Source organism: Halioxenophilus aromaticivorans, from assembly GCF_042850945.1.
Taxonomy (GTDB): Bacteria; Pseudomonadota; Gammaproteobacteria; order Pseudomonadales; family Cellvibrionaceae; genus Halioxenophilus; species Halioxenophilus aromaticivorans.
This window is the reverse complement of record NZ_AP031496.1, coordinates 142,034-164,620: the sequence shown is the minus strand read 5'-3', so window position 1 is coordinate 164,620 and position 22,587 is coordinate 142,034. Positions and strand designations below refer to the sequence as shown.

At 51.3% G+C, this 22,587-nt stretch carries 15 protein-coding genes and 1 pseudogene; 8 read left to right on the top strand and 8 right to left on the bottom strand.

Annotated elements, in window-relative coordinates; all coding sequences use genetic code 11:
* Window positions 1-135 precede the first annotated feature (135 nt).
* Both ACGHM3_RS00725 and ACGHM3_RS00720 read right to left on the bottom strand, forming a co-directional pair.
* Window positions 136-1,386, bottom strand: a complete 1,251-nt coding sequence (locus ACGHM3_RS00725) for a type II toxin-antitoxin system HipA family toxin (RefSeq protein WP_345416128.1) — start codon at window positions 1,384-1,386, stop codon at window positions 136-138.
* Window positions 1,383-1,688, bottom strand: a complete 306-nt coding sequence (locus ACGHM3_RS00720) for a helix-turn-helix domain-containing protein (RefSeq protein WP_036984862.1) — start codon at window positions 1,686-1,688, stop codon at window positions 1,383-1,385. The genes ACGHM3_RS00725 and ACGHM3_RS00720 overlap by 4 nt, the downstream gene beginning before the upstream one ends.
* 318 nt (window positions 1,689-2,006) lie before the next feature.
* Here ACGHM3_RS00720 and ACGHM3_RS00715 point away from each other — a divergent pair, with 318 nt between their 5' ends.
* Window positions 2,007-3,320, top strand: a complete 1,314-nt coding sequence (locus ACGHM3_RS00715) for an AAA family ATPase (protein WP_345416132.1) — start codon at window positions 2,007-2,009, stop codon at window positions 3,318-3,320.
* A gap of 712 nt (window positions 3,321-4,032) precedes the next feature.
* Here ACGHM3_RS00715 and ACGHM3_RS00710 read toward each other — a convergent pair.
* The 5 genes and pseudogenes from ACGHM3_RS00710 to ACGHM3_RS00690 form a co-directional block, all read right to left on the bottom strand.
* Window positions 4,033-4,509: pseudogene (locus tag ACGHM3_RS00710) on the bottom strand (type II toxin-antitoxin system HipA family toxin); the annotation flags it as partial.
* A 612-nt stretch (window positions 4,510-5,121) separates the two neighbouring features.
* The gene (locus tag ACGHM3_RS00705; RefSeq protein ID WP_345416135.1) at window positions 5,122-7,626 is read right to left on the bottom strand and encodes an EAL domain-containing protein; all 2,505 of its coding nucleotides are present in this window, start codon (window positions 7,624-7,626) and stop codon (window positions 5,122-5,124) included.
* 218 nt (window positions 7,627-7,844) lie between these two features.
* Window positions 7,845-8,969, bottom strand: a complete 1,125-nt coding sequence (locus ACGHM3_RS00700; protein ID WP_345416138.1) for an alkaline phosphatase family protein — start codon at window positions 8,967-8,969, stop codon at window positions 7,845-7,847.
* Window positions 8,970-9,303: 334 nt separating this feature from the next.
* Window positions 9,304-11,643 carry a TonB-dependent receptor domain-containing protein gene (locus tag ACGHM3_RS00695; protein WP_345416141.1) on the bottom strand — a complete coding sequence of 780 codons (2,340 nt, stop codon included), beginning with the start codon at window positions 11,641-11,643 and terminating at the stop codon, window positions 9,304-9,306.
* A gap of 180 nt (window positions 11,644-11,823) precedes the next feature.
* Window positions 11,824-12,459: a DUF502 domain-containing protein gene (locus ACGHM3_RS00690; protein ID WP_345416143.1), complete on the bottom strand. Its 636-nt coding sequence runs from the start codon at window positions 12,457-12,459 to the stop codon at window positions 11,824-11,826.
* 289 nt (window positions 12,460-12,748) lie between these two features.
* On the opposite strand from ACGHM3_RS00690, the gene gmk reads away from it, so the two are divergent.
* The 4 genes from gmk (at window position 12,749) to ACGHM3_RS00670 (ending at window position 16,807) form a co-directional block, all read left to right on the top strand.
* Complete coding sequence (gmk, locus tag ACGHM3_RS00685; protein ID WP_345416145.1) at window positions 12,749-13,366, top strand: guanylate kinase; 618 nt, start codon at window positions 12,749-12,751, stop codon at window positions 13,364-13,366.
* A gap of 73 nt (window positions 13,367-13,439) precedes the next feature.
* Window positions 13,440-13,694: a DNA-directed RNA polymerase subunit omega gene (gene rpoZ / locus ACGHM3_RS00680; protein WP_345416147.1), complete on the top strand. Its 255-nt coding sequence runs from the start codon at window positions 13,440-13,442 to the stop codon at window positions 13,692-13,694.
* Window positions 13,695-14,182: 488 nt separating this feature from the next.
* A complete protein-coding gene (locus ACGHM3_RS00675; protein WP_390517733.1) occupies window positions 14,183-16,309 on the top strand; it encodes a RelA/SpoT family protein in 2,127 nt (708 codons plus the stop codon).
* A 114-nt stretch (window positions 16,310-16,423) separates the two neighbouring features.
* Window positions 16,424-16,807: a RidA family protein gene (locus ACGHM3_RS00670; RefSeq protein WP_345416149.1), complete on the top strand. Its 384-nt coding sequence runs from the start codon at window positions 16,424-16,426 to the stop codon at window positions 16,805-16,807.
* A 15-nt stretch (window positions 16,808-16,822) separates the two neighbouring features.
* On the opposite strand, the gene ACGHM3_RS00665 is transcribed toward ACGHM3_RS00670, so the two are convergent.
* Window positions 16,823-17,701, bottom strand: a complete 879-nt coding sequence (locus tag ACGHM3_RS00665; RefSeq protein WP_345416152.1) for an NAD-dependent epimerase/dehydratase family protein — start codon at window positions 17,699-17,701, stop codon at window positions 16,823-16,825.
* Between the two features lie 142 nt (window positions 17,702-17,843).
* Between ACGHM3_RS00665 and ACGHM3_RS00660 the strand changes: the two genes are divergently transcribed.
* The 3 genes from ACGHM3_RS00660 to ACGHM3_RS00650 all read left to right on the top strand — a co-directional run bounded on the left by ACGHM3_RS00660 (window position 17,844) and on the right by ACGHM3_RS00650 (window position 22,579).
* Window positions 17,844-18,770 carry a hydrogen peroxide-inducible genes activator gene (locus ACGHM3_RS00660; RefSeq protein WP_345416155.1) on the top strand — a complete coding sequence of 309 codons (927 nt, stop codon included), beginning with the start codon at window positions 17,844-17,846 and terminating at the stop codon, window positions 18,768-18,770.
* 69 nt (window positions 18,771-18,839) lie between these two features.
* Window positions 18,840-20,921 (top strand): ATP-dependent DNA helicase RecG, encoded by a 2,082-nt coding sequence (recG, locus tag ACGHM3_RS00655; RefSeq protein ID WP_345416158.1) that lies wholly within the window; start codon window positions 18,840-18,842, stop codon window positions 20,919-20,921.
* 305 nt (window positions 20,922-21,226) lie between these two features.
* The gene (locus tag ACGHM3_RS00650; protein ID WP_390517732.1) at window positions 21,227-22,579 is read left to right on the top strand and encodes an HDOD domain-containing protein; all 1,353 of its coding nucleotides are present in this window, start codon (window positions 21,227-21,229) and stop codon (window positions 22,577-22,579) included.
* Window positions 22,580-22,587 lie beyond the last annotated feature (8 nt).

The window sequence follows — 22,587 nt, the reverse complement described above, 5'->3', positions numbered from 1 at the left end:
GGCTTTGCCCATACTGCCCCAAAAGCCCAAGAGGTAAGTGGCGTGTTACAACACATGGAGTGTGAGACAAAGAATAAAAGTGAAACTATAGCTTCATTTTCCAACCAAAAATGAACATAGTGTTTCACTTACTCATTAAACGTTAAACGCCGATTCTTTCATGGCTTGCTCGGCTCGGCTGATCCCTAGTTGCTTAGCAACGATTTGCCATTGCTTCACCGCCATTAATACTTCATCGTAAATTTGCGTGGCTTGGGTCTGAGATAGTCGGAAGAAATCTTTTACGTCAAAGGCTAATTGGTAGTCTAAAGCGTTGTCTGCATCGGTAATATTCAGATGCAGGCCATACTTACCCACTATCGGGTTTAAATCATAAGCGGGTGATAACTTCCAGCCATTCTTTGTTAATAAAAACCCATGGTTACGCAGGTGATCATCCGTGTTGGACACCGCAATATTAAACACGATACGTCGCCATAACTGAGCTAAATCGGCTGTGGTTTGTGCACCAGAATTGGAAATAAATTCAGCAATCTCTAAGTAGCTGGCACCTTGAGATTGTTCACCATCATAGTATTGAAGCTGTGTCATAGCCGATGAAAAATGCAGCCGCTTTTCACCGTCGCGATCAAACCGTTTTGTTAAAAAGGTATGATACCCAGAGGAAAACAGCCTAATCTCACTTGGAAACATGTCAATACCTGCCGCCAACGCCAATTCATAACAGACCATCTCCCACGCCCCCACGTCATGGGTATCATTTAAGTTGGGAAACTTGGCAATCCACAAGTGGCCTTGTTCATCTGTGACACAAGCCTTGGGCCTTGCACCACCTAATGATGAGCCTGGAGAAATCAGCATTTTCAACCAGCGGTAATACTCGTCACTGTCGATGTTATCGTCTTTTTCAATCTGCATTGCTGCGTGCTCTAGCTCTCGCAAAGAAGCCATTGGCGGCGCAGCAAACTCAGAGTTGTCGTCCAAAAAAGCATCCGAGCCTACTCGCTTAAATCGAATCCCCCCCATCCGATAAGAGTCATGTACGCCCAGCAGGTAATCCAATTCGTTTAATCGACTTGTTGCTCGAATGCCTTTGCGCGCCTCAATCGCCGCACGCCGCTGCATTAAAATACGCCCCCATCTATCAGGCGATGAATCAAGAAATGCGCGAAAGTTTTTATCGGCTTCATCGTTATAGAGTTCACCGGAGTGAAGAGTTAGGATTGGATCAATTTGCAAGCGATAGGCTGAGGTTAAAAATGCTTTATCGTAGGCAAAACTAAATACGCCACCTCGGCTTGAATCACTGTAAGCAAGCAGCCCAATTAGCAAAGGCGCTTCAATTGGCTGCCAGTCGGCATAGACTTCGACGATTTCACGGCTCATTTTGAACCTTCCAGTAATTTTATGTTTTGCAGCTTGATGCCCACTTCATCATGAGCGGCCATTTCTGCAAAGTTGCTTTCCATGCCAAGAACGGCCATCACTTTTAAGTAAGTGCCTATGGCAACGCCCGGATCACCGGCGAAGACTTTATTCACGGTTTTATGATCAAAACCAGTACGTTCACACAGTAGCTTTTTTGTAAAACCACGTCGTTTCATCGCCAACAGCAAGTCTTCACCAAAATGCGTCAGGATTTTGCGCTGCTTCGGAAACAGTACATTGTGTAAGTCACGCTTAGCCATATCACCAACCAAAGGGACTATATTCCCACTATTTAACCGTTAATGGGAATATAGTCCAACTTTTAAATTCAAGCAACGTCAACAAGTAAAATATGGGACTATATTCCCACTTTACTCAATATAATTGGATTTATATCCCACCTTTAGGTTTAGCTTGCGCGTTGGCCAAGGCGATGATGTGAATCCCTGAATGCCAAAGGCCATCAAATTACACTTTTATGCGCATAAAAATGTAATATTACGCACTTTTCTGCGCGTAAAAGTGTGGACTGAGCTATACTACAGGCAGTTAACAGTCTTAATTTGCGGGAAATGACAATGCAGCGCAACTTACTCAACGCCCTCATAGCATGGAAAAATCAACCTGTGCGCAAGCCATTATTGATCGATGGTGCAAGACAAACTGGTAAAACCTATCTGCTGCAAGAGTTGTTTGGAAACACCTTTGCCAACATCCTTCGTATCGACTTCCTTGAAAACCCTGCCTACAAAGAGGCGTTCGATGGCTCATTGTCACCTGACGAGCTAGTAATGAACATTGAGTTGTTAACCAGCCAAGCGTTCAATCCAGAAACCGACTTGCTGATATTAGATGAAATTGGCGAATGTGAACGAGCCGTTACTTCGTTGAAGTATTTTGCCGAAAAAGCACCGTCCTATTTTGTCGCAGCCAGCGGTTCTAACATTGGTTTGCTCAATACCTTCCCTGTAGGCAAGGTAGAACAATACAATTTACGACCACTGACCTTCCAAGAATTTATTTACGCATCCAACGAGCAAGCACTGATCAAAGCATTTGATAGTCAAGCAAGCACACCGGCGGTGCACACTAAATTGATGGATAAACTAATCGACTATTTTTTTATCGGTGGTATGCCGGAAGCCGTTTCTGCTTGGTATCAGTATAAGGATTCAAGCATTCTAGAACGTGTAGAAAAAGTCACAAAAATTCATGCCGATTTAGTTGAAGGTTATCGCCGCGATTTTGGTAAGTACGCAGGCAAGGTTGGCGCCACACTGATTGAATCGGTGTTTAACAGTATTCCTGCTCAGCTATCACTTGTCAGCGATGAGTCGGTTAAACGCTTTAAATTTAAGCATGTGCATGAGCGTAAATCTCGTTATAGCGATTTTGAAACCGCGATCCATTGGCTTAACTGCTGTCGCTTAGCTTTGCCAAACTACCCTATTGAAGGATTGCCGAAATCTCCGTTGGCGGCCTATAAAAAAGAAAATATGGTGAAACTGTTTCTGTTTGATGTAGGCCTGCTCAATCATATACTAGGCAGCAGTTATAAAGAGATTAAGCAACAAAACTATGAATACAAAGGTTATCTGGCTGAAAACTTTGTGCAACAAGAGCTCACAGCTATTGGCGTTGACCCAAGTTATTCATGGAATGACGCCCGCGCCGAAATCGAATTTATTTTGGCGACCGATGAAGGCGATATCGTCCCTGTGGAAGTCAAAAGTGGTAAACGTACAAGAGCAAAATCGTTGGCATCCTACGTTGAAAAATGTACTCCAAGTAAAACCTTTAAGTTAACGGGTACACAAGGCTCTTCAGCGTTAGAACAAACCAATATCGTGATGCCTTTGTATTTCACGCAGTATTTACCTCAGAGATGGTAAAGGCGCGTTGCTTAGCCCCGAGGTCTACACAAAGTTACCTTAGGGATAACAATTTGTAGACCTGATGCCTACCATTCGACACTCAGTCTTATCTCTCTTGGATACCATAGTATCCATATTGAGCTTATTTCTATTAAAATGGACACCATAATGTCCATTTCAGGCTAGGTGAGCTTTCTGCTGACTCATTACTATCGCGTAGAACCAGTGAAAAAATGGCAAAGCTATGTTGACGGAAATCTTGCTCGATAAAGCCCTTCAAAACTGCTATGTTTTAGCTCTAACAGCAGCATAAAAACGGCACTGTTTTTCCATTGCTAACCACTAAGATTTAGTAAAAACCATAGGCAAGTGGTGGGCAGTTTGGTGGGCAAACAGGCATTTTTGATCGGTTTATTTTCGATAACTCGTTGATTTCACTAAGGTCTAGGCCGCTGCTCAATAAGCAGGTGCAGAATATCGAATAGTTTTTGCCACCTTGCTTACTAAAAAGCCCTGCTATTTATTGTTAAATGCAGGACTTTTTTATCTTGACAGCCGGCTTGCATATAAACAAAGCGCACTGTTTAGTGACAACCATTTGAGACATCCATAAAAACATCCTTAAAGCCCAAAAGACGATCTAAGATCTGTAGCATAGTAAGAATCGAGCTTGCCTAGATGTTAAGGTCTAATTTCCCCAAGGCTAAACCAGCAAATTTCGTCCAACGTATCAAACGTTAAACGCCGACTCACTCATGGCTTGCTCCGCGCGGCTAACACCTAGCCGCTTAGCAACGGCCCGCCATTGTCTAACCGCGTACAGGACTTCATCATAAATTTTATCGGCTTGGACTCTAGAAAGCCGAAAGAAATCTTTTACGTCAAAGGCTAATTGGTAGTCTAAAGCGTTGTCCGAATCCGTAATATTCAGATGTAATCCGCGCTTCCCAACGATGGGGCTTAAGTCGTACGCAGGAGATAATTTCCAACCATTCTTTACCAGTAAAAAGCCATGATTGCGCAGATGATCATCTGTGTTAGATACGGCTATATTGAATATGATACGACGCCACAACTGCGATAAATCAGCTGCCGTGTTCGCTCCTTGAGTGGAAAGAAACTCAGCGATCTCCAAGTAGCTCGCACTCTGTGATTGTTCACCGTCGTATTACTCTAGCTGTGTCATGGCCGATGAGAAGTGCAGCCGAAATGACTGGCGCAGTAGCCGTTTTGGTTGAGACTTGCTACGCAGTCGAGCTCGTAGGTGAGCCATCCGGGATATTCAAGTCAGAATCTAACGCGAACAGGGTGGGCAGCGCCGACGGGGATTGGGGATCGATGCCCTCGCGCATACAGGACAGACGCCAGGCCACGCGGATGTCCTCTTGGGCCCCTTGTGACGAGTGGATGGGTGTCACCATGGCTTCGGCAGGTGTGTGATGTAAAATTCGACCCAATACCTATTTACAGAATCCCTTATAAACGCGTGTGTGCAGAATAAATTCGTGCCAGGCAACGTCCACAGCCTGGGTCGGCTTAGCCACCGGAATGCCACCGGCTTCACTACAAAGGTGAAAATACTCTCTTAACGCCGCTAGTACATGGCTGCGCTGGGCCTGGCTTAGACTAGAGTACGGCTTAGCGAGTTGTAGTTCGACTTTGACAGGAAAGGCGTAGGCATCGATAAACGCTGCGCGGCGTTTTCAGATGCGGTTTTCTAGGGTAATCACCAGGGTCACGATGGCAACAAACACCAGGGTCGTAAACAGAAACAGTTTAAACACAAATGCGCAACACCTAGGGATTTGCCCGCCAAGCATTACATCATGTTCGCGGCCAGGGAGTCGTCGCTGACGATATTACCCGTGCTGTTGTATTGCTCATAATACGCCTCAGCGGCTTCTGGTGGCATGGGCTTAGAATATAAAAACCCCTGCACCACTTGGCAACCCAAATCCAGTAACTGCGCCGATTGCTGGGGCGTTTCTACGCCTTCAGAAATGACCGACATATTTAAATTCTCAGCCAGGCCCACAATGGATTTTACAATGGCCGGGGCTTGTTGATCTTGGTTGAGGCTTTCGATAAAGCTACGGTCTATTTTCACGGTATTGATGGGTAAACGGTGTAAATAACTGAGCGAAGAATAGCCGGTGCCGAAATCGTCGAGCATCAGGTTACAGCCCATTTGCAATAATTTTTCCAGCTTGGGCAACACCATGTCGGCGTTTTCCATTAAAATACGTTCAGTCAGCTCAATACGAATTTGCCCCGGTGCCAAATCGTATTGTGCAAACATGTCATCCAGCAATTGGTAAAAGCGCTCGTCACCAAACGACACCGCCGCGATATTAATACTGATGTAGATATCCCGACGATTAAACCGAGCGCTCCACTGCGCCACCTGCTGCGCCGCCCGTTTAAGTGCCCACAAACCAATATCCGACACACTGCCAGAGCGCTCCGCCAGAGGAATAAATTCCGCCGGTGAGACCCATTCGCCGGTTTCTCTTTGCCAACGGGCCAAGGATTCAAAACCCACCACCCGCTGTTCTGCGATATCGATAATGGGCTGATAAAAAAACTGCAAGCTGCCCTGCTCGATGGTTTGCTTTAATTCAATTTGCAGTTGCCGCATACGGCGAGCAGAGGCATCCAACTCTTCATTAAATATCACCCAGTAGGAACCATTCACTTTTTTAGCCCGGTACATGGCAATATCGGCATCACGCAGTATGTCGTCAGAGCTATTGTAGGCTTTGGGCACAATGGGCAGCGCTCCCATACTGATCTCTACTTGCACCTGCTGCACACCAATATTCAGAGGCGTTTTAAATTCCTCAATGATTTTTTCAGCGATGGCTTGGATGTCGTAAATATCATCGGCACCCTCGGCCAGAATCACAAACTCATCACCCCCCAATCGCGCCACGGTATCGCTACTGCGAGAACAGGCCAACAAACGCTCGCCCACCGCTTGCAGCAGTTGATCGCCATGGGCGTGGCCAAGGGTATCGTTGGTGACCTTAAACTTATCCAAATCGATTAATAAAATGCACGAGGTAATGTTGCCGCCGCGTCGGTTTAACAACGCCAGGTGATGCTCTACCCGGTCGATAAACATAGCTCGGTTGGCCAACCGGGTTAAGGAATCTTTATAGGCCAATTTGCGGTAATTAGACTCAGCCAGTTTCTGGCTAGTAATATCAAAACTGCTGGCTAGGCCAATCAACGCCTGGCACTTTCGCTCAACGCTGATGCTCAAATAAATCCAACGTACGTGGCCACTTTTGGTGGTTACTTCAAACTGGCTTTGAAAATTTTCACCCTCTACGGGCTTACCATTGATGGCCCCGAGGGCAAAGTCTGCGCAGTCCTGACCTAAAACTTCGGCTAGGGGCAGGGTTTCAATCTCTTTTTTGTCGTAGCCTAAAATCGTCGATAACGCAGGGTTTGCGTACACCACACCGTTTTGGTTGTAGGTGAATATTGCTACGCCACTGTTTTGCGCCATACGCGTAAAACGTTGTTCACTGCGCGCTAAGGATTGGCTTAAATCCACCCAGCGGCGATCCAGCAGCAGACCGATGAGTAACAACACTACCAATATCGCAACCAATACGATGGCCGCCATCAATCCCCTGGGCACGGGGTGGGTCGTCACCAATACAGAGGGGTCTGTCACCACAAAGTAGGTGGCACTCATGGCCAAAATATGGAAAGCGCACACCGACAAACCCACCGCCAATGTGGCCACCAAAGGCAGTGCGTTTGAGTGATGAGAAACCTTCTTTCTCAACCAATGCACACTCAGTAACGCGCCCAGAGGCAACACAAATGCCGCAAGTAAAGAAACAAAGAAAAGCCCGGGTTTGTAATGCATGGCCACCGGCAGCCGCATGGCCTCCATGCCCCAAAAGTGCGTACCAGCAATACCAATCCCTAACACCAAAGCGGCTAAAACAACATGGTAGGGGGGACTACGGTTAAAAGAACATAAAAAGATGCACAAACCACAGGCGACGATCACCGGCACCATGGACAGCAAGCTGTGTGTTCGATCGTAACCGTGGATAACAGGCAGATGGTAGGCCAGCATGGAGGCGAAATGCATACCCCAAAAGCCCAGGCCCATTGTCAACGCGCCTCCCAGTAACCAAACGTAGCGATGCTGATGGCCGCGATAACGATTTACCGCCGGCACCAACACAGAGGCACCCACCACTGCCAAAAAGAACGCCGCACCGCCAACCCAGGGGTTGTGGTGGCCGATTAGCAATGTGCCATCCGCTGCTGCAGGGCTTAAGAGTCGCCAGAAATCCATTTATAACCAAGATAAAATTTTTGTGTTCAACCAGTATAGGTGAGTAAACGTGGTATTCAGTGCCGTTGGTCAGGGGAAACTGGCTACCGAGTAAGCGAGGCTGGTGTGCCGGAAGGATAAGCGGTGGCGAAACGCAGATTAGCTTTTGAACCAGCGTTAAAGTACTGTTGACTCGGCGTTAAAACAGTAGTGCCGAGGCTGGCTCGGCACCGGCATTTTTATGGCTCAATTATTGTGGTGAGAGGCTTGCCAATGTCCGTGGCATAATCGGTGAATTGATAGCCCAACAGAGAGAGCACCGTGGCAGCAATTTGGTTTTGATACATAGGTTGGGCAGCGGTTAATTCGCCCAGCGCGCGAATGTCTGGACCAATCGCCGCTAACCAAACGGCATTGGAGCCTACGATTCCCTCTTTCGGTTGCTGCTCCATTTTAAAATACTGCTTTAGCGCTTTGGCACTGGCGTGGTGGGGCCAGGTTTGTGCGGTAACTCCCCGGCCGTGGTCTACCGCGATAACGATATTGGTGTTGCCTTTTAAACCCTTGGTAGTTTGAATGGTTTGCCAAAGGTCGGCAATAAACTGATCTGAACGGTGGGCCGACTTAATGTATTGGTCGTATTCTTCCTGGTGGGCAAAGTCATCGGTTTCGCCCAAGGCGATGTACATTAACTTAGGCTGTTCGGCCAACAAATATTCTTTCGCCAAGCCATAGGTGAAGGCATCGAAGCGCACATTGTGCCAGGGGCTGGGTGTGCTGTGTTGCAACTCATTAATCACCTTGGCCCGATCAGAAAGCTTGTTCCATTGCGCATTTTCGAAAGCGGCATTGACCATAACACCACTGCGTTGTTCGTTAATAATCGCCGGGAAGGCGTCCCAGCCGGTAAACGCGGCCACTTTGGATTTGTTGTCTTTATGTTGATTAACCCACTCTAGGATGGTTACATTTTTGTTTGGCACCGCTTCATTGGAGTTTATGCTCGGGTCGGCCTTGCCGGTGAGTATTTCATTGTAACCGGGATATGAAAACCACCAGGTGTTGGTTAGCAGCATGGATGACTGTTTATCTTGGTTGCCAATAAGAACGCCCTGCTTGGCAACGGTTTGCCACATAAATGGCATCAGCTTTTCGCGTTTTTGCTCGGTGCTTTCGCCATCGAACATTACTTTCAAGTCCTCGGGCCGCTTGGTAAAGTCTTCACTTTCCAGTAACGCGTCTTCATAGCCGCGAAACAGCTCCTGCCATCGCAGACCATCCAACGTAATCAACACCAGGTGGTCCGCAGCCCAACTCTTTTGGCAGCACAGCACTGCCAATAAACACATAACCAAAACCCGCATAATACCGCTCCAAAAAAACGGGGCCGAAGCCCCGAAAAAACCTAGGAAACTCTGACTAACCTCGGCTGACTTCTGGCAGTCAGAGCTTTCCGAGATCGCGGCAGTGTTTTGCAGGCATACTGGCCGTACGGCTGCGCGCCCCGGTCAAAAAACACTAACAAGGATATCGGGAAGCTCTGGCGGCCCCAAAGGGCGCGGCCTCAAAGCCCATCTGACAGCGTTGACTTTCTTGCTAAGGACTAAGGCCATTAACTGCGAAAGTCGCCTTGCCAGCTGAGCTTTGAGGGCTCGCGCAGAAGCAACCGAGGCTAATCAGAGCTTCCTCCAATCCTTGTTAGAACTTGGCCGTCAAACCCAACACCGCTGTGCGCGGTGCGCCTACCCAGGCGCCCCAATCACCGGAGATACCGGATAGGTAATTTTCATCCAGCAAGTTATTCACGGTGAGATGCACATTCAGGCTTTCGATAAAGCTGGAATTAAGCGCGATGTCAGTGCCGGCATAGACATCAAACAAGGAATAATCCGGCGCAATATTGGCCGAGCTGTTATCCGCGGTGACAAAACGTTCGTCCACCCATTTTTGGCTAACGCCGGCGTAGTAATTGCTCATGGTAAAATCCAAAGACAACACCAACATGTTGTCCGGCGAACCAATAACGGTATTACCTGGGTTAATGCCCAGGGCCGTATCTACAGCGGAATCACCGGTGCCTAGGTAGGTGGAGTCGTTATAGGTGTAGGCAGAATAAAACGAGAAGTTTTCGTTAATGTTGTAGCTAAACGCTAACTCCAAACCGTTGGACTCAATGCCGCCTTGGTTAATGTACTGGCCAGCCACTTCACCAAGGTAGTCCGAACCACCGGAAACGACATCGTTGCCACCATCCACAAATTGGATGCGATTATCGAATTCGATGTCGTAATACACGGCACTGACTTGGAATTTATCGTTCTGGAAACGAATACCCACGTCGGTATTTTTAGCGGTTTCGGCTTCGACGTTTGCCACCGCATCGGCGGACTCCAGTACCACGTCTTTGATGGCAGCAAAGTTCTCGGCATAACCAAAAAATACTTCCAAGCCATCCACCGGCGTGTTGTAAACCACACCAAAAGACGGCAACACATCGGAATCGGAATCCACTTCCGGGCCGCCGGCGCCGGTTAGCTCGTTGTCTTTATCCAATTCAACGAAGAATTTTTTTGCGCCCAAGCGAACCGTTACGCCTGCCATTTCGATACTGTCTTCCAGGTAGTACATCGCCGTGGTGACCGGGAACTCGTTATCGTATTGTAACCAGTAAGGGCTGCCCTCAAAGGAATAGCCGAGGCGGGAATCCGTAATTTGGTGCCAGTTGCGAGATTCTTCGCGCAGGTAATCTTCATACCACAAGCCACCACGCAAGGTATTGGCGACCTCACCAAATTGCGCCGCCCAGGCGATGTCTGCGGTTAAGCCGGTGCGAGTTTTGGTGTAGTGCGTGTGACGGTAGGAACCCACCGGAATGGCGCCGTTGCTGGTGTCCTGGCAACTTGGGTCAAAGGCCGCGCTGCCACCGCCGTAGGGAAAGGTCAACGTTGATTCACAGCCGGGGATGGAAACTACCTCTGTGCCATCGGCAGCAAAGTAGGAAATAGGCGCGCCAGTGTTGTCGACGTAGGTTACTAGGCTACCATCCGCAGCAACCACGTAGGGCGGCAACCAATCGCCTCGGCCATTGTTGTGGTGGTAATAGCCAGTGGCATTGGCGCTGAAGCCGTCGTTTTCAAATTCTACTTTCAAATAACCCAAGGTATTTTCGCGCAGTGTAGACCAGCCCTTGCGATACACTTGGTCAACATAAGGTATGCCTGTCCAGGTGCCGATTAAGCGGTCGGACTTTTCGTTAACGTCGAACTCGGCAACGGTAATACGTTGGTAGTTGTCTTCATGGGCATCGTCGTAGGAAACAAAACCTGTGACGGTGACAAACTCTTGCGCGCTGACGATTTTTGCGGATACATGCTCGCGCTCGTTTTCAGCGGAGCCTTCCATAAAATCTGAGCTTTCAGATTTGGACACACTGATCCAAGCCGAGGTGTTGGGCGCAAACTCACCGGTGTCCAAACGGGCGTAAACTTTCTTTGCATCGTACTCACCAACGGCAGTGCTCAGGGTAAAGCCAAACTCATCTGCGGGGTTACTGGTTAAATAGTTCAGGGTGCCGCCCAGGGCTTCGTGGGAACGGGACGAAATATCCGCCGTACCTTGGGAAACCTCCACGCCGGCCAAATCTTCCGAATCGATAAACCGGTTGGCCTTGGACCCGCCACCGTAGTTGGAGTTACCGTTAGGCACGCCATCGATGGTCATGCCGATTTGTTGTTGATCTAGGTTTAATTGAAAGCCGCGGATACTGACGGTGGTGGACCAATCATCGGCGCCAAAGCTGTCACCCTCAGTAACCAACACTCCGGGGATGTTGTCTATGACATCCACCACGCTGGTAAGTGAGGAATGTTGATCCATCATGGATTGCGTTACAGCATTGTTACCGTAGGATTTTTGCTGGCCAATAATCAGTAGTTCTTCAATGACCTGGTTTTGGTTTTCGGCGGTGTCTTCTTGGGCCCAAGCAAAAGCGGTAGAAGCTAATGCCACGGCACTGACGAGTAGTTTTTGAGTGTGCATATCCCAGTCCCCATGTGATGTGGTTGTTCTGGGCGCGAGTGTAGGTAGACGGTATTACAAATTATTTTAAATTGCGTGACACTAATATGACCGCAAAATGGGCAGTGCCGAATAATAAGCCGAATAAGAGCCCGGGTACGGTTTGCATTTCCAGGCTCGCCAATTGTCATATTTACACAGTTAAGGGATGGCCTCTTCCAAGGTTTTTTGGTCCTTGCCTAACATAGATTCATCCTGGGCACCGCCGGTGAGTGCGATGCGCATGGCCTCTTCGATACTGATATCCAGTGGCTCCAGATGTTCGCGTTGCACGTACATGGTAAAGCCCCCAATCTGATAACTCATGGGCAAATACACCCCCACCCTATTCTGGCCTGGGAATAAACGCTCACCGGCGTTTTCACCCGTGACGAATCCAATTTGGCGGAAGCCGTTGCCACTATCGACGCTGACCACCGCGCTGAGTTCGCTGTTTTTGCCGATATTAAACACCGTAATAATGTCGCTAATGGCCGAATACACTGAGCTGATCAGCGGTATTTTTTGTACCAGACGATTGCCCCACCCCACCAGATAGCGCATGCCGTACAAATTCATCACCAAGCCAACCAATACTAATAATGCAATGGCGGTCATCAGCCCCATGCCGGGGAAGTACCAGAAATTCGGTAACAGAAATATTAACAATTTACGGCACACTACCTCTAACGTGCTGGCCAACCAAATAACGGCGTACAGTGTAATGGCCAGTGGTAGCAAGGTAAGTAGCCCTTTTACCACCAGCGAAAAAATTCTTTTTGGGCGTATCCTTCTCATCGTGCTCGTCTTCAATCTGCTTTCCCCATTTCCATGTACCCAGTTAAGCTAACACAATTCGTGCCGGTTCTTTAGTCACCGCTTAGCACCGCCAACCAGCACAATCATCCAGCGCATCGACTACACTGTATAAAAAGTAACTATAAGCCCAGCGAACACCACCCAGGCTTTGCCCGCACGGCAGCACAGTTGTAGTTTTGCTGCCCAGCCGTTAGGATGCGCGGTTTCCTATCCACCCGGGGCTGTAGCGGCCCTCCAGTTATTCACTTACGAGCCAACGAGCGAGCACATGAGCAGTCGAGGCACTTTATTCACCGTTTCAGCCCCTTCGGGTGCGGGTAAAACCAGCTTGGTTGAAGCCTTAGTCGGTAGTATGAGCAACATCCTGGTTTCCATCTCTCACACCACCCGGCCCAAACGTCCGGGAGAGGAAGAAGGCGTTAACTACCACTTCGTTACGCCCGAGACCTTCCACGCTATGGTGGCTCGCAGTGAATTTTTGGAATACGCCGAGGTGTTCGGTAACTGCTACGGCACCGCACAGCAGTGGGTTGAAGACACGCTCAATAACGGTATGGATGTGATCTTAGAGATAGACTGGCAGGGCGCCGACCAAATTCGACGCCTGCTACCAGATACGGTTGGCATCTTTATATTGCCGCCCTCGCGAGAGGCATTAGAGCAGCGCCTAACCAATCGTGGCCAAGACGATGCCGACATCATAGCCGGGCGCATGCAAAAAGCCATCAATGAGATGTCACATTACGTGGAAGCCGACTACATTATTATTAACGAAGACTTCGACGACGCCTTAGAAGACTTCAAAGCCGTTATGCGCGCCCAACGTCTAACGCTGGATAACCAGCAGGCACGCCACGGCAGCCGCCTAGAAAAGCTGTTGTCCTAGGCGCTTATTTTGCATACAATCCCGCGTCCTTGGTGTTATACCGAGCTGACTGAACACAACAACGGAACCCACTATGGCCCGCATTACTGTAGAAGATTGCTTAGATCACGTCGATAACCGCTTCGAGTTGGTATTAGTAGGTAGCAAGCGCGCTCGCCAAATCGCCGTCGGTGGCCGCGACCCAATGGTTGCCGAAGAAAATGACAAGCCCACGGTTATCGCCCTGCGCGAAATCGAACAAGGTTTTATCGACGCCAGCATTCTGGACGAAAAAGACGAAGCCGAAGACGAGTACATGCCTAGCGCACCGTTGATGCTAGACGAGTAACACTCTTCCAGTAGCCGCCGCTCCTGCGGTGGCCGCTTCGCAATCGCGAAACCATCACTCAATCTCCCCCGATCTTTGCCGCTATTATAATTAACCGCGCATTTTTAGAATGAGGCGCGTGTTTTCACATTCGTTTACCTGTTATTCAGATCTTTTTACTACACTCTGATAAAGAGACAACTATCACGATTGCCAGCAAAATTGATCAGCTAGGCCCTCAGGTGCTTTGAACAGCTCAACATAGGCCACTGGATTCGACGAGTTAGGTAATTGCGTGGTCGTTGAGTAAAAAGTGATACTGTTTAACCAAAGTGACCGAAACGGCATAAGCCCCGTTTTAGGATAAAAATCAAACAAACACCAATCATACCCTGCAGCGAATAGCCGCTTTTATAAGGACATAATTGGTAAGCCTCGGCTAATTAGCCGCAGACGGCAGGCTCAGCAAAAAAGCTGAGAGGGATTGGGAGCAGCATTAAAGAGAGGCAATGCCCGTTATTATGCCCGTCGCGGTTAATTTAGAGCGCTTCAGCCATCATCTGGCCAGCTACCTGGATGCAGACCAAGTTAACTTGGTGCGTCGATCCTATTTTTACGCCGAACAAGCCCACGAGGGCCAGCGCCGCTCGTCCGGGGAACCCTACGTAACCCATCCCCTGCACGTTGCCAACATCCTGTCTGAAATGTACATGGATCACCAAAGCCTGATGGCGGCCATGCTGCACGATGTCATTGAAGATACCGCCATTAACAAGATGGCACTGGCGGCACAGTTCGGCGATACCGTGGCCGACCTAGTAGACGGCGTGAGTAAGCTCACGCAAATGGAGTTTGAATCCCAGGCCGAAAAAGAAGCCGAGAACTTCCGTAAAATGACCTTGGCCATGGCCAAAGACATCCGCGTGATTTTGGTGAAGTTGTCCGACCGCCTGCACAATATGCGCACCTTGGGCGCCCTGCGACCCGAGAAAAAACGCCGCATCGCCAAACAAACCCTAGAGATCTACGCCCCCATTGCGGCCCGCTTGGGCATGAACGATATTCGTATCGAATTTGAGGATTTGTGTTTTCAGGCCATCTACCCCATGCGGGCACGGCGCCTGGAGGCGGCTCTAAAATCCGTGCGCGGTCACCGCAAAGAGCTGGTTGAAACCATCCGCAGTGATATCAGTAGCCGGTTGGAACGCGATAACATCACCGCCAACGTTACCGGCCGGGAGAAACACCTGTTTAGCATCTACTCTAAGATGCGCAGCAAAAAGAAATCTTTCAAAGAAATTATGGACGTGCACGCCTTCCGCATTGTGGTAGACAGCGTGGACGAATGCTACCGAGCGCTGGGTTCCATTCACAATTTGTACAAGCCCATCCCCGGTGAATTTAAAGATTACATCGCCATTCCCAAGGCCAATGGCTACCAGAGCCTGCACACGGTGTTGGTGGGATTACACGGCCAACCCATAGAAGTGCAGATCCGCACCCAGGATATGAACGCTCTGGCCAACCAAGGCATCGCCGCTCATTGGTTGTACAAATCCGACGACCAAGATTACGTCGGCCACGCCCGCGCCCGAAAATGGGTGAGCGGCCTACTGGAAATTCAACAACAGGCCGGCAACTCCCTGGAATTTATCGAGAACGCCAAGATCGACCTGTTCCCTGATGAAGTCTACGTATTTAGCCCCAAGGGCAAAATTGTCGAACTGCCCGCCGGTGCCACGGCGGTGGATTTTGCCTACGCCGTGCACACCGATATCGGCAACCACTGCATTGCCTGCCGGGTGAACGATCGCCTGGCACCGTTATCTCGTCAGCTGCAAAGCGGCGAGCGGGTGGCCATTATCACCTCCGAGGCGGCGCAGCCCAATCCCAATTGGCTGAAGTTCGTAGTCTCCGGAAAAGCACGCAGCGCCATCCGCCACTTTTTGAAAAACCAACGCCACAATCAATCGGTGGAGTTGGGTGCACGGATGTTGGACCAATCGCTAGAGCCCTACACTCTAAGCTTAGATTCGCTGTCTACCGAGCAGGTGGATGGTCTGTTAGCGGCCTGTAAGTTGGATACCCTTGAAGGCCTGCTGGAAGAGATCGGCCTGGGCCAACGCCCGCCCCATACCATCGCCCAAATGTTGGCCGCCAGCGAGGGCGCAAACGCCCACCACAATACCGCGCCCTTGGTTATCGACTCACCGGATGCGGTTGTCATTACCTTTGCCCGCTGTTGCCGGCCCATCCCCGGTGACACCATTGCCGCCCATACCAGCGCCGGAAAGGGCTTGGTAGTGCACCAGGAATCCTGCCGCAACCTAACCGAAATCCGTAACAGCAAACCGGAATCCATCAGCCCCATCAGTTGGGCCGAGCATGTCTCTGGCGAATACGTGGTGGGTTTACGCGTGGAAGTGGCCTCGGAACGCGGCATCATTGCCAATATCGCCACCCGAGTTTCGGAACAAGGTGCTGGCATAGAGAAGCTACAAGTCAATGAACGCGATGCCCAAAACATGGTGATTTTAATCACCCTAACTGTCAGCAACCGTAAACATTTGGCCAATATCATGCGCCGCATTCGGGTGATGAGCCCCGTTATCCGCGTTACCCGCAGCAAAAACTGATTGCCTGCCCGCCCCAGCCATCTATACTAAGCGGCTTTTCTTTTTGAAGCATCGCCGGGGCGGCAGCGGTAATTAGGCCTCCGATTCTCGGCACCCAGCCTGCGGGAGGCAATAATGACCAACAAAGCCACGATTCATACCGACGCTGCACCGGCCGCCATTGGCACCTATTCCCAAGCGGTAAAAGTTAACAATACCGTTTACCTATCCGGCCAAATTCCACTGGACCCAGAGACCATGACGCTGGTATCAGAGGATTTCACCGAGCAAGCACACCAAGTGTTTAAAAACCTAGCGGCTGTAGTAAACGCCGCCGGCGGCGAGCTGAAAGACATCGTAAAGCTGAATATCTACCTCACGGATTTAAACAACTTTCCGTTGGTGAATGAGGTTATGTCGCAGTATTTCAGCCAGCCCTACCCGGCCCGCGCAGCCATTGGTATCAGCCAACTGCCCAAGGATTCCCTTATCGAAGCCGATGGTGTTGTGGTTATTTGATGTAACTCCAAGAAATCACACCCGCTGCCGGTAGGCCTTGATAATCTCGGGGTAGCCATGGCGGTAGCTGGGATAGGCAAAGCTAAAGCCTTGGCCCTTGAGCTTGTGATTACTCAGCCGCTTACCTGCCACGGTGGTGGGTAAGGCCGGCACTTGGTGGGCCACCCCCAATTGTTGCGCCAGCCAAGATTTTACCGTCCAATCCAGCACGCTTTCGTCGTCTGTGCCTATATAAACCCCCGCATCATGCTTATCATCCAGTAAGTGAGCGATCACTCTGGCGCAATCTGTTTGGTGAATTCGATTGGTATAGGTCGGGATTTCACCACCCAAATTACCTTTCTCAACCTGCTGCAATAATCGGTTACGGCCGGGCCCGTAGATGCCTGAAAAGCGCACGACACTCACCGGCAAACCGCTGGCCTGCCACAGAGCTTCGGCTTCCAAAAGGCGCTTACCGCTAAAACCCGTAGTCTGGGTTGGGCTGGTTTCATCCACACTTTCACCGCTGTTTTGGCCGTACACACTGGTGCTGGATACCCACACCACCCGCCCGGGCGGTTGCTGCCACTGCTGTAACGCCGAAATAATATTGCGGCTGGTTTCTACGTAACCCTGGCGATAACCGTCATCACTGCGAGCCGGTGGCGTCAGCGACACCACGACGGCATCCGCCGCCATGGCTGCCAGCCGCCGGCCATCGCTGTCACTCAAAAAGTCCATGGCACAGACAGTGAAGCCCGGGCCCAACCGCTCGATGTTGCGCCGAGCGGCAATAATTTCCCGCCACTGCCCGGCCTCGGCTAACTGCGCAAAGCCGTGCGCTAGGCTGCCCGCTCCCAACCACAATAAGCGCCCACCAGGCGATACGGGTTTATTGATTTCCTCCACCATAGTCTTTATTTATACCGTCTCATTGAAAAAAACTATTCAGCTTATAATTTAATAAAATATATTAAGAGGCTATACCTGATAGCCAAAACCCCTAGGCTTTAGTACGCTCTGTACCTGCTTACTTTTACCTACAAAAAACAACATGACTCTAACAGAACTTCGCTACATCGTAACTTTGGCACAAGAGCAACACTTCGGCCGCGCTGCCGAAAAATGCTTTGTCTCCCAGCCAACCCTAAGCATCGCCGTCAAAAAGCTGGAAGACGAGCTCGGTGTAGCGTTATTTGAACGCTCTAAAACACGGGTAAAACCCACCCCGCTGGGCGAGAGCATCGTTAAGCAAGCGCAATTGGTGCTGGAGCAAACCTCAGCCATCAAAGATTTGGCCACCGCCGGCAAAGATCAGCTGCGCAGCCCTCTGCAGGTAGGCGCCATCTTTACCATCGGGCCCTATTTATTCCCGCATTTTATCCCCGAGCTGCAAAAACGCGCCCCGGATATGCCGCTGTATGTAGAGGAAGGTTTTACCGCCACCCTACGCCAGCGCCTGCGCAACGGTGAGCTGGATGTGATTATCGTCGCCCTGCCGTTTACCGAAGCGGATGTGGTTACACAATCGCTGTACGACGAACCCTTTGTGGTGTTGCTGCCCAAAGGCCACCCGCTGGCAGAACAAGAGGCCGTCCATACCCGTGACCTAGAACAGCACAATATTCTGCTGCTGGGCGAAGGCCACTGCTTCCGCGACCAGGTGTTTGAGGCCTGCCCAAATCTGCGGCCCTCCGCCGAAAGCGATCACAGCAATGCCAAAATCCACACCGCCGCCGAAGGCAGCTCACTGGAAACCCTGCGCCACATGGTGGCCTCCGGCCTGGGTATCACCATTTTACCGGCCTCCGCCGCCACCAGCTCGTTTTACAATAGCGATCAACTGGTCACCCGACCATTTGCCGAGAACCCACCCAGCCGCACCGTAGCTCTGGCTTGGCGCGCCAGCTTTCCACGCCACAAAGCCATCGATGTGTTGCGTCAGGCCATCAACCAGTGCCAGTTAGAACACGCCAATTAAGGCACCGCTAATTGGGGCGCCTCTTATTGGGATAGAATAGGCATCAATCCATCGCAAGAGACACCCCAGTTGGCAGGCAATCCCGTCACCCTATCCGTAGAGCACAGTGCCATCACCGAACTCAAAGGTGTTGGCCCCCAGCTGGCCGCCAAGCTCCAAAAACTGGGCATTACCCAGTTTCGTGATCTGTTGTTCCACCTTCCCAGCCGCTATATCGACCAAACCCGCATTACACCCATTGGCCAGCTTCGCCCAGGGCAATACGCGGTGATCCAAGCCACTATTGTGAACACCCATGTCCAGTTTGGCCGGCGGCGTAGTCTTGCCTGCAAAATTGAAGACGACAGCGGCAGCATCATGATGCGGTTTTTTCACTTTACCGCCGCACAAAAAGATCGGCTTGCCCAAGGCGCACTGTTACGGGTGTTTGGCGAGGCCCGCCGGGGCAGTACCGGCCTGGAGCTGTACCACCCAGAAACCACCCTGGTGGACGACACCACGCCGATGCCCAATGAGCTCACGCCCATCTACCCCAGCACCGACGGCATCAGCCAAAAAAAGTGGCTCCAGCTTACCGATCAGATATTACAACGCTGCCAAGCCACCCCCATCGCCGAGTTAATCCCCAGTTCTTTGCAACCTCTGCCGGCCAATGACACCCTGGCCCATACCCTGGCATTTCTGCACCGCCCAGCCAAAGGGGTGGATGCCGAGGCGCTGTGCAACCGCAGCCATCCGCTACAACAAAGGCTGGCCTTGGAAGAACTCCTGGCCCACCACCTCAGCCTTAAACAGCAGCGCTGGAAGAGTGCCGGTGGAGCCTACGCCCTACCCGCCGCCGAGCAGTTGCAGCAGGATTTTTTACAGCAATTGCCGTTTCAGCCCACCAACGCACAGCAACGGGTAGTGCTGGAGGTGGCCGGTGATTTAGCCCAGGCCACACCCATGCGTCGGTTGGTGCAGGGCGATGTGGGCAGTGGCAAAACCCTGGTCGCCGCCATGGCGGCACTACCCGCCATCGCCGCCGGTAAACAGGTCGCCATCATGGCGCCCACCGAGATCTTGGCCGAGCAACATTTTGATAACTTCAGCCACTGGTTAAGCCCCCTGGGCATTGGTGTGGGATTTTTGCTGGGTAAACAAACCGCCAAGGAGCGCCGCCAGGCACTGGCGGGCATCAACGATGGCCAAACCCAAGTAATTGTGGGCACCCAGGCCCTGTTCCAAGACAGCGTGCAATTCGCCGATTTGGCGCTGTGTATCATCGACGAGCAACACCGCTTTGGCGTATTCCAGCGGTTGGCGCTGCAGCAAAAAAACCAACACGCCAAGCCCCATCTACTGTTGCTTACCGCCACCCCCATCCCTCGTACTCTAGCCATGAGTCTGTACGCCAACCTAGATATCTCGGTGATTGATGAGCTGCCGCCGGGCCGCACCCCCATCGACACCGTAACCATTAATAGCCAACGGCGTGAGCAAGTCATTGCCCGGGTGGGCCAGGCCTGCGATCAAGGCCGCCAGGCCTATTGGGTGTGCACGCTGATTGAAGAATCCGAAACCCTACAGGCCCAGGCCGCGGAAGAGCTCAGCCAGGACCTGCAACATGCCCTACCCAACACCCGCGTGGGGTTGATTCACGGCCGTATGAGCAATGCCGACAAAGAACAGCAAATGGCGCGCTTTAAAGCCGGCGAGTTACAGCTGCTAGTAGCCACCACGGTAATTGAGGTGGGCGTGGATGTCCCCAACGCCAGCGTTATGATCATTGAGAACCCGGAGCGTTTGGGCCTCGCCCAACTACACCAGCTGCGTGGCCGAGTGGGCAGAGGCCAAGCCGAAAGCCACTGCGTGTTGCTGTACCAAAAGCCCCTGGGCAAAACGGCCCGCAAACGCTTGGATGTGATGAAACACACCACCGACGGGTTTTTGATTGCGGAAGAGGATTTGAAGCTGCGCGGGCCCGGCGAGGTGCTGGGCACGCGGCAAACCGGAGATATTAATTTTCGCGTCGCCGACCTACACGAACACCAGCATTTGCTGCACCACGTAGAGCCCCTGGGGCAAGCCCTGGCGGCCGACTACCCACACCTGTTAGAGCCGCTCATAGAGCGCTGGCTGGCGGGCAAAGAGTCCTACGCTGACGCCTAACACACAACCACATTGCATATAAAGCCATCAATCAAGGCCATGGTTACCGTTTAGCCATAATCTGCTACTTGTTAAGAATTTTCTGCAATTTGCCTTTCGAAGCCGCCCCCCTGAACTACACTTGGATTTGAAGAGGTCACCCCAGTGGGCTGCTTAAACCACCCTAAAATGTGCGTTTTTAAAGGCCCAACGTTGACCGAAGCGTAAATGATTTCCCGCTGGGATTAGGTAAGGCTGAAGTTATGTCGGTGCAATTTCCGAGTAATGTTAGAAAACTTTTAGATGAAAAGCAGATAGCGTACAACATGACCATTTACGGTGGCGGGCAGGAGCCAGAGGCAATTGCGTTCCGCGATAAGTTTCTACGCGACCAATCAGTCGCTCGATCCATTTTGCTTGAGGACGACCAAGGCAAGTTGCTGGCACTGATACCGGCCGATTGCATGCTGGATTTGCAGCGCATCTGCCAACTTACCCAGCGCAATCTGCACGCCGTAAACCCGCGTGAGATTGAGAAGTTCACCGCCAGCAAAAACCTAGATGACATTCCTGCCATCCCCAATTTGAGCGGCCTGAACACCATCATCGACAAACGCCTGATGGAAGCCGGCAAATCGGTTCTGTTGGATGCTGGGCGCTCGCCGCACATGCTGGAGGTGGATGCCGACGGCTTGAGCAAACTGATGGCCGAGAAGGCCGTCAGCCTGGATATCGCCCTGCCCATTGCCGAGATTGAAACCAGCGCCCAAGATAAAAGCCAGGATTACCAGAGCATTTGCGACGCCGTAAACAACTTCACCAGCCTGCGCATCAAGCAGCGTTTGGAAGACACCCTAGAGCTGCCGCCACTGCCACAAACCGCCCAGCGTATCATTCAATTGCGGGTGGACAGCAACGCCGACATCAGCGATTTGTCCAATATCGTTGAAACCGACCCCAGCCTAGCCGCCCAGGTAGTTAGCTGGGCATCGTCTCCCTACTACTCGGCGCCGGGTAAAATTCGCTCCATTCACGACGCCATTGTGCGCGTGTTAGGCTTTGACATGGTGCTCAATTTGGCCTTGGGTATCGCCCTTAGCCGCACCTTGGATATTCCAGCGAAAGGCCCCTACGGTGTGCAGCCTTACTGGCGCACTGCGGTGTACGCCGCCGCCACCATGGAAGGCCTGGTTACCGCCATTCCCCGACAGCATCGCCCAGGCTTCGGCATGGCTTACCTTAGCGGCCTGCTGCACAACTTCGGCTACCTGATTTTAGCCGATGTGTTCCCACCGCATTTTGATCGCCTGTGCAGCGCCTGGGACGCCAATCCCCACGTCAGCAGCACGGTGGTAGAGCAACACATTCTTGGCGTAAGCCGCACCCAGTTGGTGGCTTGGCTGATGGAAACCTGGAACATGCCAGAGGAAATCATCACCGCCCTGCGCTATCAAAACGACCCCAACTACGATGGCGAGCACGCTGTATACGCCAACTTGTTGTATATCGCACACCAGCTCATGCGCCAACGGCAGTTAAACCGCGGACCAAACCTGGGTTTGGAAGATGAGCTGCTGGCACGGGTCCACATCGAGCGCGACGCGCTGGATGAAACCATTGAGACTATTTCCAATTCTGCTGCAGAGCTGGAAAACATTGCCAACGACCTAGCGGGTTAAGGCAGTTT

Coding starts and splice junctions, on each gene's coding strand:
- ACGHM3_RS00725 (WP_345416128.1), bottom strand. CDS start 1,386: ATGAGCCGTGAAATCGTCGAAGTCTATGCCGACTGGCAGCCAATTGAA.
- ACGHM3_RS00720 (WP_036984862.1), bottom strand. CDS start 1,688: ATGGCTAAGCGTGACTTACACAATGTACTGTTTCCGAAGCAGCGCAAA.
- ACGHM3_RS00715 (WP_345416132.1), top strand. CDS start 2,007: ATGCAGCGCAACTTACTCAACGCCCTCATAGCATGGAAAAATCAACCT.
- ACGHM3_RS00705 (WP_345416135.1), bottom strand. CDS start 7,626: ATGGATTTCTGGCGACTCTTAAGCCCTGCAGCAGCGGATGGCACATTG.
- ACGHM3_RS00700 (WP_345416138.1), bottom strand. CDS start 8,969: ATGCGGGTTTTGGTTATGTGTTTATTGGCAGTGCTGTGCTGCCAAAAG.
- ACGHM3_RS00695 (WP_345416141.1), bottom strand. CDS start 11,643: ATGCACACTCAAAAACTACTCGTCAGTGCCGTGGCATTAGCTTCTACC.
- ACGHM3_RS00690 (WP_345416143.1), bottom strand. CDS start 12,459: ATGAGAAGGATACGCCCAAAAAGAATTTTTTCGCTGGTGGTAAAAGGG.
- gmk (WP_345416145.1), top strand. CDS start 12,749: ATGAGCAGTCGAGGCACTTTATTCACCGTTTCAGCCCCTTCGGGTGCG.
- rpoZ (WP_345416147.1), top strand. CDS start 13,440: ATGGCCCGCATTACTGTAGAAGATTGCTTAGATCACGTCGATAACCGC.
- ACGHM3_RS00675 (WP_390517733.1), top strand. CDS start 14,183: ATGCCCGTTATTATGCCCGTCGCGGTTAATTTAGAGCGCTTCAGCCAT.
- ACGHM3_RS00670 (WP_345416149.1), top strand. CDS start 16,424: ATGACCAACAAAGCCACGATTCATACCGACGCTGCACCGGCCGCCATT.
- ACGHM3_RS00665 (WP_345416152.1), bottom strand. CDS start 17,701: ATGGTGGAGGAAATCAATAAACCCGTATCGCCTGGTGGGCGCTTATTG.
- ACGHM3_RS00660 (WP_345416155.1), top strand. CDS start 17,844: ATGACTCTAACAGAACTTCGCTACATCGTAACTTTGGCACAAGAGCAA.
- ACGHM3_RS00650 (WP_390517732.1), top strand. CDS start 21,227: ATGACCATTTACGGTGGCGGGCAGGAGCCAGAGGCAATTGCGTTCCGC.